The sequence below is a fragment of the Bullifex porci genome (assembly GCF_009695635.1).
In the GTDB taxonomy this organism is placed as follows: domain Bacteria; phylum Spirochaetota; class Spirochaetia; order Sphaerochaetales; family Sphaerochaetaceae; genus Bullifex; species Bullifex porci.
Window position 1 is genome coordinate 1 of sequence record NZ_VUNN01000019.1, and the last position, 15,441, is coordinate 15,441.

Here is a 15,441-nt window from a genome sequence, read left to right on the forward strand (position 1 = left end):
AACTTGTTCATGGTAAATGAATTTGGCGATTACATTTTACCATGTTTGCCCGGGTTTTCTAGCTCCGGGCTTTATTTTTGCATAAAAATAGGGCTGCTAAAGAACTTTTGAGTTTTTTAACAGCCCCATTTAATTTTATTTTGTTGCGATATCAACACCGAAGTATTTTTCAGATAGCTTTTTTAAGGTTCCATCTGCCTTTAGCTCCTCAATGGCTTTATTAATGGCAGCTAATAAAGATTCATCATCACTACCTTTCTTAACTGGGATTGCAACGTGTGTTGCATCATCAGAGAGACAAGCAATCTTGATTTTTGTCTCTGGATGAGCCTTCATGTAGTCGTAATAGGTCATCTCAGAGTTTAGTGTTGCATCTATTCTACCTGTTAATAAGAGCTGGAAGGTTTGATTTAAATCATCAACACCAGTTACTGATGCACCATAGCTTTCTGCAACCTGAGCATATGTAGAGCTAATAGTATTTGCTGTTTTCTTATCCTTTAAATCATTAAAGGAGGTAATATCATCTCTATCTGATGATACTATTACAGCAGTTTTATTATATGCATATGGAGTTGTAAATGAGTATTTTTGACTTCTTTCCTCTGTGATATCAACACCATTAGCTACGATATCATATCTTCCAGCATCGAGACCTGCAAATAAACCATCCCATTCACCCTCGATAAAGGATGCCTTTACACCAAGCTTTTGAGCAATTGCTGATGCAACATCAACATCATAGCCTGTTAGTACATCGTTTTCATCATGGTATGTCCATGGAGCCCAGGTTCCTTCCATTGCTACTGTTAAAACTCCACTTTCCTTGATTCTTGCAAGGTGGTCCTGTGTGGTTTCAGTTTTCTTATTACAGGAAGTAAAAACTAATAAAACAGATAAAACAATTAAAACTAGTTTTTTCATATATCTTTCCTTTATATTAATATGCCTTTGATAATTTCTTTTCACCCCAACTTTGTAGCTTAGTAAGAACTGTACAGAAAATTAGATAGATAAAGCCTACTAAAAGATATAAAGCAAGAGCCTCATATGTTCTTGCAACGATTTGCTGAGTCTTCATGAACATCTCACAAACAGTTATATTGGCTGCAAGAGATGTATCCTTAACCATCGCAATTAATGAGTTAGATAGAGAAGGGAATGCTATTTTAAATGCCTGTGGAAGTACTATATATCTCATTGTTTGAACATAGGATAGTCCCAAGCAAACTCCTGCTTCAGTTTGTCCCTTATCAACAGCCTCAATAGCTGCTCTAATAATTTCTGCAGCATATGCTCCCTCATTTATTGAAAATACAATAACTGCAGCTGGAAATGGATCTAATATAATTCCTAATGATGGAAGACCATAGAATACAACGAATAGCTGTACCAAAAGAGGTGTTCCTCTTATTATCCAAATATAGAACCTCGCAAGCTGCTTTAGGATATTTATCTTCTTTACCTGTACGATAGCTGTAATTGTTGCAATTATTAGCGCCAATGAAAATGATATTATTGTAAGAGGGATAGTGACAGTTAAACCTGGCAACAATATAGTCTTAAAGGAAGAGGCAAGTAGTGCCCAAATGCGCTGATTCATATCAACTATGAAAATACAGAACATCTAAAAAATTGTAAAGTATTGAATGAGTATTCAACATATTATACTCTACGATAAAATATTAATTGGAGACCTTAATGTTCTTAGATAATAAGCTTGCAGTCTTTGATATGGATGGAACTATTGTTGATACAATTGGTTTTTGGAGAAATAGTCCCAAACGATATTTAAATAGTATTGGAAAGGAGGTCTTTAAAGAGGATGAGGATTACTTTAAATACTATGTGCTTCGTGATTCAGTTATAAAAATGGTAGAAAAATATAATATTGAATATACTCCTGACGAGCTATTTAGATTGCTTGAGGACGATGTTAAGGTCGGCTATAAAACTATTAAAGGCTTTAAGGCAGGTGCAGATGCTTTTCTTCTAAAGCTCAAAGAGAAGGGTATTCCTACTATTTTGTATACTGCTAATGAAAGAGAGTACGTTGATATTATCAATGAAAATCTTTCACTTGATAGATATTTTGACCACCTATTTACAGCTACAGAGCTAGGAGCTGGAAAGGATAGTCGTGAGGGCTTTGAAAGAATTGCGAAAATGTATGGGAAAGCTATCAATGATATAGTTCTCTTTGAAGACTCCTACTATGCTATACACAGCGCTAAGGAATTTGGAATGCAAAGTGTAGCTATTAGTGATACGCACTCTGAAAATAGGCTTCAGGAAATAAAAAATGAGTGTACCTACTTTATCAATACTTACAAAGATTTACCTATTAGTTAGTTGAATAAAACTAAATAAAAGGTGTATTTTTCATCTCGATGAACAAAGATTTGACAGTTGGAAATGAAAGAAGTGTACTTATAAGCTACATGATACCACTACTTTTCTCGATGATTTTTCAACAGCTATATAATATAGCCGATAGTCTAATAGCAGGAAAGTTCATATCAAGTGATGCACTTGCCGCTGTAGGTAACTCCTACGAAATTACTCTAGTTTTTATTGCCTTTGCTACCGGTATTAGTATGGGATGCTCAGTTGTAGTTTCTCAGCTATTTGGCTCTGGAAGAAGAAATGATGTAAAGAGTGCGATCTCAACAACCTTTATAATGACATTAGTCTTTTGTATTTTCTTAGTTATTGTAGCTTCCTGTCTATCTAAGGATTTACTTATATTAATTAAGACTCCTGAGCAATTAATTACTCCAAGTAAAATATATTTGGATATATATATTTGGGGTGTCCCGTTTTTATTCTTTTATAATACCTCAAATGGTATCTTCTCTGCTCTAGGTGATAGCAAAACACCATTTATCTTTTTAGCTATTTCATCTGTTAGTAATATATTTGTCGATTTAATATTTGTAATTGTATTTGATATGGGAGTTGCAGGTGTTGCTTGGGCAACCTTCCTCTGCCAAGGTATTAGCTCTATTGTTAGCTTAGTTGTTGTAGTAAAGAGAGTCTCTGCACTTGAAAAGGGTGTAAAGGAATTTGAGATCTTCTCATTTAAGCTATTTTTAAAGATTTTAAGAATTGCAATTCCATCGACACTTCAGCAGCTATTTGTTTCAGTTGGTAATATTTTAATTCAAGCAGTTATTAATAGCTTTGGTGCAGTTGTAATGGCAGCATATGCAGCTGCAATTAAGCTTAATAATATGGTCATTACAGCATTAATGACACTAGGAAATGGAGTATCCTCCTTCACAGCTCAAAATATAGGAGCCGGTAAGGTTGAGAGAGTAAAGAAGGGATACTTAAATGGACTTTTAATAGCAGTATTCTTTATAGTTCCTGTCTTCATACTATTCTTCTTCTTTGGAAAGTATATTCTACTTATGTTTATTTCATCCTCAGATGTTGAAATATTAGAGGCAGGACGCTCCTTCCAGCTTATAGTTTCGATTTTCTATCCTGTTGTCATGCTTAAGATAATAACAGATGGATGCTTAAGAGGAATGGGTAAGATGGGGCCTTTTATGGTATCAACATTCTCAGATTTAATTTTAAGAGTAGCTCTATCCTTTATCCTCTCTGCAATCTTTGGATACGTTGGAATTTGGTATAGCTGGCCAATTGGATGGGTTTTTGGAGCTATAATGAGCTTTATCTTTTATATTACCTGCGATAAATCAAAAGCTGTTATCTAAAGTACTTGTTAGTCTAGCCTTACTTTGCTAATATGTGTGCCATGACATTAGATCAATTAGCGATAGGCAAGGATGCCTATATCGAGAGTGTTGAAACCCCTGAGGTTTCGCTTAGAAAACACATTTTGGATATGGGATTAACACCGGGAGTTGAGGTAACCATGATTAAGGTTGCTCCTATGGGTGATCCTATGGAAATAAGAGTGAGAGGCTATGAGCTCACTATTAGAAAGGATGATGCCAAATACATCCACCTCGCAAATGTTCATGACATGCATCCTCTCGCAGAGGAAATCAGAAAAGAAAGAATAAATGCTGTAAAGCATCCTGGTGTTGGAGAGGTTTCAGGAATCCTGAAAAAGGTAAAAGCGGGCAGTATGCCTCTAAGCCTTGCTTTAGTTGGAAACCAAAACTGTGGAAAGACTACTCTATTTAACCAATTAACAGGTGCAAACCAGCACGTTGGAAACTTCCCTGGTGTAACTGTTGATAGAAAGGATGGTATTGTTAGAGGTCATGAGAATATGACTGTAACAGACCTTCCTGGAATATATTCACTTTCTCCATATACTCAGGAAGAAATTGTTACACGAGACTTTTTGATAAAAAATAATCCCGATGGAATTATTAATATCATCGATGCAACAAATATTGAAAGAAATCTATATCTCACAACTGAATTAATTGAGCTAGGAATACCTATGGTTATTGCTCTTAATATGATGGATGAGGTTAGAGAGAATGGTGGAACTATTGGAATTAATGCGCTCGAGGAAGCATTAGGTGTACCTGTAGTTCCTATTAGCGCAGCTAAGGATGAGGGTATCGACGAGCTTGTTGAACATGCTTTAGCTGTAGCATCTGGTAAGGTTAAGCCACTAAGAACAGATTTCTGTCTCCCAGGAGGTGCTGATAATGGTGCTGTTCATAGAGCTATACATGCTATAAGCCACTTAATAGAGGACCATGCTAGATTAATTAACTATCCAATTAGATTTGCAGCAACAGCAATTTGCCAAGATGATAAGGCTGTAGAGGATATTCTTGCCCTTGATCAAAATGAACGTGAGATGATAGAGCATATTATTCTTCAAATGGAGGAAGAGGGTAAGACTGATCGTATGGCTGCAATTGCAGATATGCGATTTAGCTTTATCGAGACATTAACAGCTGCAACTGTAGTTAAACCTCATGAAAGTAAGGAGCATTTAAGAAGTCAGAAGGCCGATAAAATCTTAACTGGTAAATTCACAGCTATCCCATTCTTTGTGCTTATCATGGGACTTTCATTTTACCTTACCTTTGGTCCAATAGGTAATGCATTAAAGTTTATTCTTGAATTTATTATTGAGAAATTTACATTAATTGTTGATAGTGCTCTAACAGCTCTTGAGATAAACCCTGTAGTTCATTCTCTAATAATAGATGGTATCTTTACTGGCGTTGGCTCGGTATTGAGCTTTATGCCTTATATTGTCGTCCTATTCTTCTTCTTATCGATATTAGAGGATTCAGGATATATGGCACGTATTGCCTTTGTAATGGATAAGATTTTAAGAAAGCTAGGACTTTCAGGAAGAAGCTTCGTACCAATGCTAATTGGCTTTGGCTGCTCTGTACCTGCTATCATGGCTTCAAGAACACTTCCAAGTGATCGTGATAGAAAGATGACAATATTATTAGTTCCATTTATGAGCTGTAGTGCAAAGCTACCAATATATGCATTTTTCTCAGCTGCATTTTTCCCTCAATATGCTGCACTAGTTATGATAGGACTGTATTTCATTGGTATAATTGTTGGAATAATTGTAGCAATAATTTCAAATAAGCTTGTATTTAAGGGTGAGCCTGTACCATTTGTAATGGAGCTACCTAACTATCGTTTACCAAGTGCAAAAAGTGTTATTCGCTTGATGTGGGAGAAAGCTAAGGATTTCTTAACTAAAGCCTTCACAATAATATTCTTAGCAACCATTATTATTTGGGCTCTACAAACCTTTGATATTAGATTAAATGTTACAGCAAATCCTGAGGATAGCTTGTTAGCTCTATTAGGTGGTATAATAGCTCCTCTGTTTAAGCCTCTTGGCTTTAATGATTGGAGGATATCAACTGCATTAATTACTGGCTTTACAGCTAAGGAAAGTGTAGTTAGTACTCTTATGGTATTACTTCCTAATGGTGATATCTCTCATCTATTCACAACAGCTACAGCATTTGTATTCTTAGTATTCTCTTTACTATATACTCCTTGTGTTGCTGCAATTAGTGCTGTTAAAAGAGAGCTTGGAGGAGCTAAGGCAATTGGTGTTGTAATATTACAATGTGTCGTTGCTTGGATAGTCGCCTTTATAGTACATATGATTATAAATCTTCTGTAAATACTCGACATAATATTTTCTATCCTTCTTAGACTTTCTAGGAAGGATTTTTTTTATCCTTATAAAAAAATTAAAAAATTTTTAATTTGTTTTATTTAAAAAAAATAAGAAATATTAAGGCTTAGATTTTAGTGTTTTTACCTCATTTTTATTACGATTTTTTAATCCTTTTTCATGATTATTAATAGAACCTAAAAAAGGAGGCAGCGATGGCAAAGGAAAAAGATCGCGCAGCAAAGAATTTTTTCTCTGATTCTAAGATCTTTTCAGAGTTTGTTAATCTATCTCTATTTAATGGAGAAGAAAGAATAAAAGCTGAAGACCTAAGAGAAATAGACCCTGTTAATTCTACAGTGTTTACTAAGAATAAATCCTTAGAGGTCTTAGTAGATAATCTTTATGATTCAACAGTAAAGGAGAGTGATGAAAATGTATATGCAATCATTGGTCTTGAGTCACAAGCATATAGTGACAAGCATATGGTAATAAGAGCAGGTATTGCATCACTATTAATCTATGATAATCAAATAGCTACTATTAAGGAGGGTGAGAAGCTAAAGCCAGTGTATATCATAGTATTTAATATGCTAGATAGGAAATGGAGTAATGCTACTGATTTAAGAAAGCTATTATCAAAGGAGGCAATAAAGGTCTTTGGCTATCCTTTAGTAAATGCAGGGTATTATGTCTTAGATCCCCATGAGCTAAAGGGAGAAAAGATAAATAAAATAAGTAAGCCATTAAAGCTAGTATTAAATATTATAAAGAATCAAGGAGATAAAAATGCGCTTTTAAGTTATATTAATAGTGAAGAGGCCTTTAAGGACCTTGATTATAGAACAGCTAAGTTATTAGAAACGATAATGAAGGTAGATATTCCAAATGATGGAGGTTATAACATGTGTAAGGCAATTGAAGATATAAAGAATGATGGTAAGCTTGAGGGCAAGCGTGAAGGAATCCTTGAGGGTGAGGTTAAAACACTATATGAGTTAACTCGTGATGGAATAATTACAAAAGAAACTGCTGCTAGCAAGCTTAATATTACTGTTAAAAAGTTTGAAAAGGATATGAAGGCTTACTTTGCTAAGTAACAGACTTTAAACTATTTATAATAGGGGCTATTTTATTGGCTCTATTATGCAAAAACCCCTTCAGCCTAATAGGAACAGAAGGGGCTAGAATAGGGCCTTAGTTTTTATTAAATGACTTCAATTAAGCAGCTTTTCATAACATTAAGAGCAGCGCTTTTATTTTCCTCACTTGTTCCTGCAGTTGCATTTTTATCGATAAAAATTCTTGCATTAGGGCAAAGCATTCTAAGCATCAATGCATTTGAAACTACACAAATATCAGCACAAAGACCACATATTTCGATTTCATCAACACCTTCAAGAGCCTTCTTAATTTCTAATTGCTCATTAGGGTCTGCCATAAAATTATTTTTATCAATAATTAAATCAAAGCTAAGAGAAGAAAATTCACTTGTTATCTCACTACCATTTTCACCTCTAATACAATGTCTTGGAACGAGCTTTCCTTCAACGTCCTCAAGGTAATTTTCTGGGTGGATATCACGAGTTGCGATAACCTTATAGCCCTTATTATTTGCGGCTATTATCTTTTCCTTAATTACAGCAACCGTAGCTTCAGAGGCCTTTGAGCCAAGTACTCCACTAATAAAATCATTTTGCATATCTACAACAAATAGTGCCTTCATAGCTTTCCTCCTACATTAATCCTAGCTCTCTAGCTAGCTTTGAAATTCCTAAGGCTTTAAAAACTTCCTTCTTGAACTCTGTAAACACAGAGAAGAATAGGTTAACTATATCCTCATTTTGATTGTTCTGTGTATTACTTTCAATTAAAGTTTTATTTTCACTCTTTGTACCACTATATGGCTTTAGGTTCCACTTTGTGATATCAACATTTGATTCGATTAACTCCTCTTCATCATCGTCAAGCTGATAGAAGAAATCAAGACCTGTAATCTTTTCAACGTCATCAACGCTCATTACGTAGCTCTCTATCTTCTCTGTTTTATCTGAATTTGGTAGGACAAAGCCAATAGCCTTGATATCTGGATCTGTATAATCGAGTATTACCTTATAGTATTGATTAGGTACAGCAACCTTATTTTTTCCTATAGTTTTATATGGACCATCTGTAAGAACAGGACCTGTAGTAATGTAAATCTTCTCATTATCTACTGCCATTTGTCTTACTATTGCCTCTAAATCGCCCCAAATACCTCTATTAAATTCAGGAACCTGAGGTGACATGTTAGAAAGGTAGAAGGTGTCGCTCATAGCTTCCTCAGACCATTTAAAGTCTGCAGCTGGAGCCATGTGTCCTCTATCATAACCAGAGCCCTTATAGTCACTTAAAACTGCAGAACCAGTATTAACAGCTTTATCCTCTCTAAAGTTATCTGCACGATCTAGGGCACCATAAACCTCTTCCTTAGTAAGCTCATATGCAACATATGATGGCTGCTCTGCTTCCTCATTGTAGCTTAATATATATCCTGTATGTTCAATGATTTGCTCTCCAGGAATGCTTCGAGGAAGCTCTAAATTACTATATGTACCACTTGCTTTAAGACTATCACCTTCAGAAGGTGTTAGGTAGCATAGAACAATAAACAATACAATTAGAATAACTAATAGCACAGCTATTTTTAGTATTCTATGCTTCTTAGCCTTCGTTAATTTCTTTTTCTTTACCATGTAGTTCTCCTCGATTCTTTTTAGCACAAAAGAAGGTTAGTGCAAATATCATAATCATCGCAATGCTTGATATTAGGGGGGATGGAATTGTCGATGAGATAAAGAAAGATGCACTTTCTAAAGGGGAACCAGCATAGTTACAAACTATTACTATGAAAAGATTATTTATACTGTGTATTATTATTGGAAATGTAAAATCCTCCAAAAATAGTCCTAATAACATAGATAGAAACCCAAATAGAAAGTAGTAAAGATTTAGCATTATTGATGGAGAAATTAAAAACTCTGGGTTTGAGAGCTTATGTAAAAATAAAAAGATAATTCCTGATGCTATTGAGAGTATTAGCTTTACTAAATTCTTATCACTATTAAATAATCGTGCTATTACAACTCTAAATAGATATTCTTCACTAAAGCATTGAAGAGGTGTTATTGCTAATGCGATAAATAACATTACTACCTTTGTTGAAAGGCTCTTACTACCTATAGTTATATTGCGACTAAAAGCTATAGTTGAAAGTGAAAATATAGTAAGAGCTATTAACGAAGTAATAATATAGTACCTCAAGCTATATTTCTTATCTCTTACCATGTCACATATTTTAGTATTTAAAGCTATATGAGTTACTACGAGGGAAAATATAAATAGTGTTATGTATGGAATATTTACACCAATGAATGAAATAATTGTAGATAAAAGCTCACTATAATTCGAGGCTGAAAAAAGGCTATAAAAGGAAAGCATAAATACTCCTCCTATAAAGAGCCAGGAAAATAGTAGTGATATTATTAAGATAACCATTTTTAGTGTATTATTTCTTTTCATTAATTACTATTTTAGCAAACTCCCTTACCTAAGAATAGAATTATGAATAAAAAGAGTTTTAAAGCTTGTTAATTACTCTTAAAAGGTTGAAATGTAGCTTAGAGTTCATTGTATAATTATTTCATGGTTATAAAAGAAACAATCTTAAATTATTTAGATCAAAAGGACGTTACCTTAGTTTTCCCTACAGAGAGCGTAAAAAGATATTTCTTAACTGAATATGTACTTTCTAGAAAAAGTAGTGTGCTAGCAAATAGTGCATATTCCTTTGATGAGTTTGCAAATCAATTTATACCAAAATTTAAGGATAAAAGACCTTCAAATAAATATATTAGAATCTTCTTTGCATCGCACTTTTTAAATAATAGAGGTAGTGAGCTAAAGTATTTTTATAACCCTCAATACCCTGAGAGTAAAGCAAGATTTATTCCCTTTGTCGCTTCTATTTTACCAAGCTTAAAAAACCTTGAGGCTGTAAGCTTTAATGATGAGAAAATAGAGAGTGATCTTAAAATTCTTTATGAAGCCTATAGTAGCTTTTTAGATGAAAAGAGCTTATTTGAGCCGAATTATTTTAAATATGATTTGTCATTCTTTACTGGTGATAAATCAAGAAAGTACTACCTTGTCTGCTATGACTCAGAAATAAATATGATGAGGTTTTATGAGGAATTAAATAAGCCTTCATTTATAGTTCCTCTTATGCTTGAAAATAATGTTAGAGTAGAGCATGAGCTATATAAAAATGAAAAGGCTGAGTTAGTTACACTCTTTAATAGATTAAAAAGATTAAAGGAGTTAGGTACTAGAGCTGAGGATATTATTATCTCAACTCCTAACCTTGAGAGGCTTAAGCCATATTTAGAGAAGGAGAGCCGTGAAAAGGGTATTAATTTAAACTTTATTTCAACAGTAAAGCTATCACAAACAGTAGCTGGACGTTTGTTTAATGATTTTAAGGAGCTATATAATACAGAATTATCATTCTATTCTCTTGAGAGATTTTTACTTTGTCCTTCATATCCATTTAAAGCTAGAGAGGTTGGAAAGAGCCTTGTAATGGCACTAACTAATTTAGGGCTTTTAAAGGGCTCCTTATATGGCTTTGATAGAATAGAGAGTACTCTTGAAAAGGAAAAGCTTTTTAGTGAGCTTAAGCTATATAGAGTAATTAAAAAGGGTGTAAAGAGAATATTTGAATCAAATAATATGGTTCAAAACATACATATATTACTTTCTCAGGTTTTAGAGGATGGCGAATTTGAAAATTGTGATGAGGAAGTAAGAAATAGCTATGCCTTTGCTCTTAAGGAGCTTAATAGCTTTGAAGCAACTCTTAATGATTTAGCTTTAGATATTAAGGATCCTTTTACTTCCTTTATTTCAACTATGGATAGTATTAGCTACATTTCAAGTGAAAAGAGAAGTGGTATTAGAGTCTACTCCTATAACCAGGATTATCTATTATGTGTTCCATACCACTTTGTTATTGCACTCGATGATGATAGAGCTAAGGTAACAGATTGTGACTTAAGTTTCCTAGAGGACCATGAGGTTTATAAGAGAAGAAGCTATGATGTTACTGTCCCTCTTCTAAAGTACTATAGCTCTACAAGTGAGAATGTATATCTTTCATCAAGTAGTGATACATATACAGGAAGTGCTAATGCTCCTATGTATTTTTGTCAGGAAAAGCTTGTGAAAAAGTGTGATGTAGTTGAGGATGATGAGCTATCATATGCGATTAAGGAAAGCTTAATTAAGGGAAATGATAGAGCCTTTTATTTAGGAGATAGTGATATAAGAGGTGGAGGAAAGACTTATCTTGATAAAATAAAGGTTTCATATTCAACTTTAAAGGATTATACAATGTGTCCTTATATTACCTATTTAAAGAAGATTATTGGACTTGAATATAATAATGTATCAAAGTTTGAGCCTGATAATATGGATTCTTTAGAGATCGGAATCTTTTTACATAGTATAGTTGAAAGGTTTTTATGTAACCATAGAAATGAAACTCTATATGCAAATAGAAGTTTAAGCTTTCAAAGGGAGCTAACAGATATCTTTTATGAAAATCTATCATCATCTCCATTTGATATATACTCAAGAAGCTTTATCAACGTAATGTATTTTAATGGTGTAGTAAGCTTTTGTGATAAGCTCTTTGAGAAATTTGGAGATGGTATAGTAGTAAAGGGTATTGAAGAGAAATTTAGTAAATCTGATGGTGATGTAGCTTTTGAAGGAAGAATTGATATACACCTTGAAAAGAAGAGTGAAGGTATAGTAATCGATTTAAAGAGTGGCGGTACAAAGAAATACCAAGGTACCTATCAGCTACCATTTTACCAGCTTATTTGGAATAGTGTTAATGATGATAAGATAAAATATGTTTCATATTACTCATTTTCTGAATCGAGCTTTGGAGACCCTGAGAAGAGTGAAGAGCTAGAGCGTGATATTGATAATTTCATCACTAAAGCTAAGGCTGGAGAATTTAATACTACTGTTAATGAGGATTGTGGCTCCTGTAGCTACAGAGGTATTTGTAGGAGGAGGTTTACTATACAATGAGTAAGTTTACTTCTTTATTAGATAATGAAGAGAAAAAACTAAATGATGAGCAAAGAGCTGTAGTGTTTGCAGATAAAAACTGTGTAGTATCTGCAGGAGCTGGTAGTGGAAAGACTACAGTTCTTTCATATAGATTTCTTCGCTTAGTTATGGATGATGAAATTAAGTGTGATAGAATCTTAACTCTTACATTTACAAGAAAGGCAGCTCTTGAGATGAGAGAGCGTATTACTAACCGTCTTTTAGATAATAGAGATAAGATAAAGCCTGAGCTAATAGAGAATTTAACAAGTGCTCATATCTCTACTATCGATAGCTTTCTATCTGAAATAGTAAGACATGATTGCGTAAAATATGGCTTAAGCCGTGATTTCTCACTGCTTTCAGATGATGAAGAAAATGATTTAGTTAGAACTCTAGCACTTAGCTTTTTAGAGGATAAAGGTAATTATAGGTTTGTTACTGCTTTATCAAGGATATTTTCTCCTAATGATGTTATCTCATCGTTCTTTTTAAAGATAAATCAAAATTTAAGCTTTCTTTCAAATCACAATGCAAACGAATTATTTAATACCTTCTCAGCCTATGTAAATGATAGTGTTGAAAAGCAAAGAGATAGTATCGATTACATCCTAAGAACCTTTGATAAAAGAATTATTGGTGAAAAGGGTAAGCTTTATGAAGCCTTTATGGCCGAGTGGGATAGTGGTGCTATCCCTGATAAGCTTTATTTCTACGATGGAAGACATAAGAAAAGCTATATAGATGGAGTTAGTGAGGAAATAAAGGATTTAAAAGATAATTACTACCAAAGGTTTGTTTCATTTGCTTCTGTTAAGGATAACTTACCAAAGGATTTTATTTACTACCAAATAATAGAGTGCTTTGCAGAGAGCTTAATAAAGGAAAAACGAAGACGCTCTCTCTTAACCTTTAATGATGTATTTGAAATTGCTTTAGATATCTTAGAGCATAATGATGCACTTAGAACTCACTATAAAAATGCATTTGATAAAATTATGATAGATGAGTTCCAGGATAATAATGATAAGCAAAAGAGACTTCTATACCTTCTTTCTGAAAAAAAGGATAGGCTTATAAAGCCTTGTCCTACTATAAATGATTTAGAGTCTAATAAGCTTTTCTTCGTAGGTGATGATAAGCAATCGATATATCGCTTTAGAGGTGCAGATGTATCTGTTTTTAGAGACTTAAAGGATGAGATAAAAAATAGTGGGGGAATTAATCTATCTCTTAGTACCAACTATAGAAGTGAAAAGAAGCTAATAGACCACTTTAATTTTGTTTTTAACAGAGTCTTTGCTAATGCAACAGAAAACTATGAAGCGCTTTTTGAAAATACAAAATATGCACGTAATAATGGGGACTCTAGAATAGAGGTAGCACTATTAAATCGTAGTGACCTTATCCCAGATGGACTTAAAAGCGATGAGTGTGAGGCTGAATTTATTGCAGATAAGATTATAGAAATACTCACTAGCGATAAATACCTTGTAAATGGAAAGAGAGTTAAAGCAAGTGATATCGCAATATTAATGCGTGGCTCAGGAAACCAATGGCAAATAGAGAAGGCGTTAAAGCTTAGAAATATTCCATACCAAATCCTCGAAAGTAGATCATTAATGTTAGAGGGACTTTCCTCTGATTTCTACTCATATCTTCAATATTTAGTATACCCAGAGGATAAGATTGCTTTTGCAAATCTATTAAAATCTCCATTTGTTAGAGTTTCAGATAGCGGCTTTAAGGAAATATTATCAGGTCAAGATATTACTAATGAGGAAGATAAAAGGAGCTATGATGAGTTTTTAGCACTCTACAATAAGATAAAAGCTAAGCTATATTCCTACACACTCTCTCAGCTCTTAGTAAAGCTTTATATTGAGAGTGGGTATAAAGCATATATTGAGCTAAAGCCAAAGTATAAACCATATAGTGAGCACTTTGATTACCTCTTTGATTATGCAGTCTCCTATGATGAAGAGGGATATACTCTCTCTGATTTCGTAAGAATGCTACGTTCTCTTATCGGAACAAGTGATAGAGGAAGAGAAGCAAAGGTTCTAAAGGAGAAGCTTAACGGTGTCCAGATAATGACTATGCATAAATCTAAGGGCCTTGAGTTTCCTATAGTTTTTTGTTCCTTCTTAGGCTCAAAGGGCAAGCTAAATGATAAAAGTGTACTTTACTCTGTAGATGGTAACCTTATCTTTGATTCAACAAAGATTACTAAGGACTATCTAAATAAGAGTGAGAAGGATAGAGATGAGGCTGAGATAAAGAGAATTTTATATGTAGCTATGACTCGCTGTGAAAACTACTTAATTATGACAGGCTCCTATAAGCTAAAAAAGGATGGTACTCTCGATAGTGGAATTGGAAAGCTACTTTATATTTATTTAAATTCCTTAGATGGGTGTAGCGATGTTATAAATCTTACAATTCCACCTTTAGAGAATTTTAATTATACATCAAAGCTAGAATTAGAAGAGAAAAAAGAGATCATAGTTAATTCCTGGGAGGAGGCAGCGCGTCTTAAAGCAAATCTCATGACTATAGCTGAAAAGGATTTTGATTACTCCTCTAGGAGAGTAAAGGTAACTGAGAATGATGAAATAAAATATAGTGAAAATAGAGTTTTACTTCCAACCTTTAAATCAGATGAGATAATAAAAAAGTACTCTGCGTTTGATAAATTTGGAACTCTTGCACACCTTGCAATAGAGCTTACAATGAAGGGTGAGGGGATAGCAAATATTGAATGTGATATTGCTGATAACATAAGTGAAAACAAAATTATCATGGATGATATTAAGAGCTTTATCGATATATTTTATAGTAGTCCTCTCTATAAAAATTGGATAAATGGAAAAAGTGTTGATGAGGAGGTAAGATTTTATACCTACGTTCAAGACTCTGATTCCGTCCTAGAGGGAGTTATTGATTTAATAGTATTTAGTAATGATTTTAATCTCATTGTTGATTACAAAACAGATAGAAGTAAGAACCTTGATGACCATAAGGCTCAGGTAGTTCAATATATAAAAACTGCTACTGATATTTACAATAAGCCATGCTACGGCACACTCTTTTATCTAAGAGATGGCTCCCTAGAGCCCTTCTGGGATTTAGATGGAAATATTGTTTCACTGTAAAAATAAAGGCTATCGGGATTTTCT

At 33.7% G+C, this 15,441-nt stretch carries 11 protein-coding genes; 6 read left to right on the forward strand and 5 right to left on the reverse strand.

Annotated features, from left to right (window positions below; genetic code table 11):
• Positions 1 to 135 precede the first annotated feature (135 nt).
• The gene (locus tag FYJ80_RS08860; RefSeq protein WP_154426087.1) at positions 136 to 924 is read right to left on the reverse strand and encodes a transporter substrate-binding domain-containing protein; all 789 of its coding nucleotides are present in this window, start codon (positions 922 to 924) and stop codon (positions 136 to 138) included.
• 16 nt (positions 925 to 940) lie between these two features.
• A complete protein-coding gene (locus tag FYJ80_RS08865) occupies positions 941 to 1,603 on the reverse strand; it encodes an amino acid ABC transporter permease (RefSeq protein WP_154426089.1) in 663 nt (220 codons plus the stop codon).
• A 98-nt stretch (positions 1,604 to 1,701) separates the two neighbouring features.
• Between FYJ80_RS08865 and FYJ80_RS08870 the strand changes: the two genes are divergently transcribed.
• The 4 genes from FYJ80_RS08870 to FYJ80_RS08885 all read left to right on the forward strand — a co-directional run bounded on the left by FYJ80_RS08870 (position 1,702) and on the right by FYJ80_RS08885 (position 7,200).
• A complete protein-coding gene (locus FYJ80_RS08870; RefSeq protein ID WP_154426091.1) occupies positions 1,702 to 2,352 on the forward strand; it encodes an HAD family hydrolase in 651 nt (216 codons plus the stop codon).
• Between the two features lie 38 nt (positions 2,353 to 2,390).
• Positions 2,391 to 3,725, forward strand: a complete 1,335-nt coding sequence (locus FYJ80_RS08875; RefSeq protein ID WP_154426093.1) for an MATE family efflux transporter — start codon at positions 2,391 to 2,393, stop codon at positions 3,723 to 3,725.
• Positions 3,726 to 3,766: 41 nt separating this feature from the next.
• Positions 3,767 to 6,106 (forward strand): ferrous iron transport protein B, encoded by a 2,340-nt coding sequence (gene feoB, locus FYJ80_RS08880; protein ID WP_154426095.1) that lies wholly within the window; start codon positions 3,767 to 3,769, stop codon positions 6,104 to 6,106.
• A 209-nt stretch (positions 6,107 to 6,315) separates the two neighbouring features.
• The gene (locus FYJ80_RS08885; protein WP_154426097.1) at positions 6,316 to 7,200 is read left to right on the forward strand and encodes an Rpn family recombination-promoting nuclease/putative transposase; all 885 of its coding nucleotides are present in this window, start codon (positions 6,316 to 6,318) and stop codon (positions 7,198 to 7,200) included.
• 107 nt (positions 7,201 to 7,307) lie between these two features.
• Here the strand turns inward: FYJ80_RS08885 and FYJ80_RS08890 are convergent, their stop codons facing one another.
• From FYJ80_RS08890 to FYJ80_RS08900, 3 genes are read right to left on the reverse strand one after another with little or no spacing between them, the layout of a single operon-like run.
• Positions 7,308 to 7,826: a cysteine hydrolase family protein gene (locus tag FYJ80_RS08890; protein ID WP_154426099.1), complete on the reverse strand. Its 519-nt coding sequence runs from the start codon at positions 7,824 to 7,826 to the stop codon at positions 7,308 to 7,310.
• 10 nt (positions 7,827 to 7,836) lie between these two features.
• Positions 7,837 to 8,835 carry a DNA/RNA non-specific endonuclease gene (locus FYJ80_RS08895; RefSeq protein ID WP_154426101.1) on the reverse strand — a complete coding sequence of 333 codons (999 nt, stop codon included), beginning with the start codon at positions 8,833 to 8,835 and terminating at the stop codon, positions 7,837 to 7,839.
• Positions 8,804 to 9,661: a CPBP family glutamic-type intramembrane protease gene (locus FYJ80_RS08900; RefSeq protein ID WP_154426103.1), complete on the reverse strand. Its 858-nt coding sequence runs from the start codon at positions 9,659 to 9,661 to the stop codon at positions 8,804 to 8,806. The genes FYJ80_RS08895 and FYJ80_RS08900 overlap by 32 nt, the downstream gene beginning before the upstream one ends.
• A gap of 123 nt (positions 9,662 to 9,784) precedes the next feature.
• Between FYJ80_RS08900 and FYJ80_RS08905 the strand changes: the two genes are divergently transcribed.
• Positions 9,785 to 12,241: a PD-(D/E)XK nuclease family protein gene (locus FYJ80_RS08905; protein WP_154426105.1), complete on the forward strand. Its 2,457-nt coding sequence runs from the start codon at positions 9,785 to 9,787 to the stop codon at positions 12,239 to 12,241.
• Entirely contained in the window at positions 12,238 to 15,417 is a 3,180-nt protein-coding gene (locus FYJ80_RS08910) for a UvrD-helicase domain-containing protein (protein WP_154426107.1), read from the forward strand. The genes FYJ80_RS08905 and FYJ80_RS08910 overlap by 4 nt, the downstream gene beginning before the upstream one ends.
• The last annotated feature ends 24 nt before the right edge of the window (positions 15,418 to 15,441 follow it).

Coding starts and splice junctions, on each gene's coding strand:
- FYJ80_RS08860 (WP_154426087.1), bottom strand. CDS start 924: ATGAAAAAACTAGTTTTAATTGTTTTATCTGTTTTATTAGTTTTTACT.
- FYJ80_RS08865 (WP_154426089.1), bottom strand. CDS start 1,603: ATGAATCAGCGCATTTGGGCACTACTTGCCTCTTCCTTTAAGACTATA.
- FYJ80_RS08870 (WP_154426091.1), top strand. CDS start 1,702: ATGTTCTTAGATAATAAGCTTGCAGTCTTTGATATGGATGGAACTATT.
- FYJ80_RS08875 (WP_154426093.1), top strand. CDS start 2,391: ATGAACAAAGATTTGACAGTTGGAAATGAAAGAAGTGTACTTATAAGC.
- feoB (WP_154426095.1), top strand. CDS start 3,767: ATGACATTAGATCAATTAGCGATAGGCAAGGATGCCTATATCGAGAGT.
- FYJ80_RS08885 (WP_154426097.1), top strand. CDS start 6,316: ATGGCAAAGGAAAAAGATCGCGCAGCAAAGAATTTTTTCTCTGATTCT.
- FYJ80_RS08890 (WP_154426099.1), bottom strand. CDS start 7,826: ATGAAGGCACTATTTGTTGTAGATATGCAAAATGATTTTATTAGTGGA.
- FYJ80_RS08895 (WP_154426101.1), bottom strand. CDS start 8,835: ATGGTAAAGAAAAAGAAATTAACGAAGGCTAAGAAGCATAGAATACTA.
- FYJ80_RS08900 (WP_154426103.1), bottom strand. CDS start 9,661: ATGAAAAGAAATAATACACTAAAAATGGTTATCTTAATAATATCACTA.
- FYJ80_RS08905 (WP_154426105.1), top strand. CDS start 9,785: ATGGTTATAAAAGAAACAATCTTAAATTATTTAGATCAAAAGGACGTT.
- FYJ80_RS08910 (WP_154426107.1), top strand. CDS start 12,238: ATGAGTAAGTTTACTTCTTTATTAGATAATGAAGAGAAAAAACTAAAT.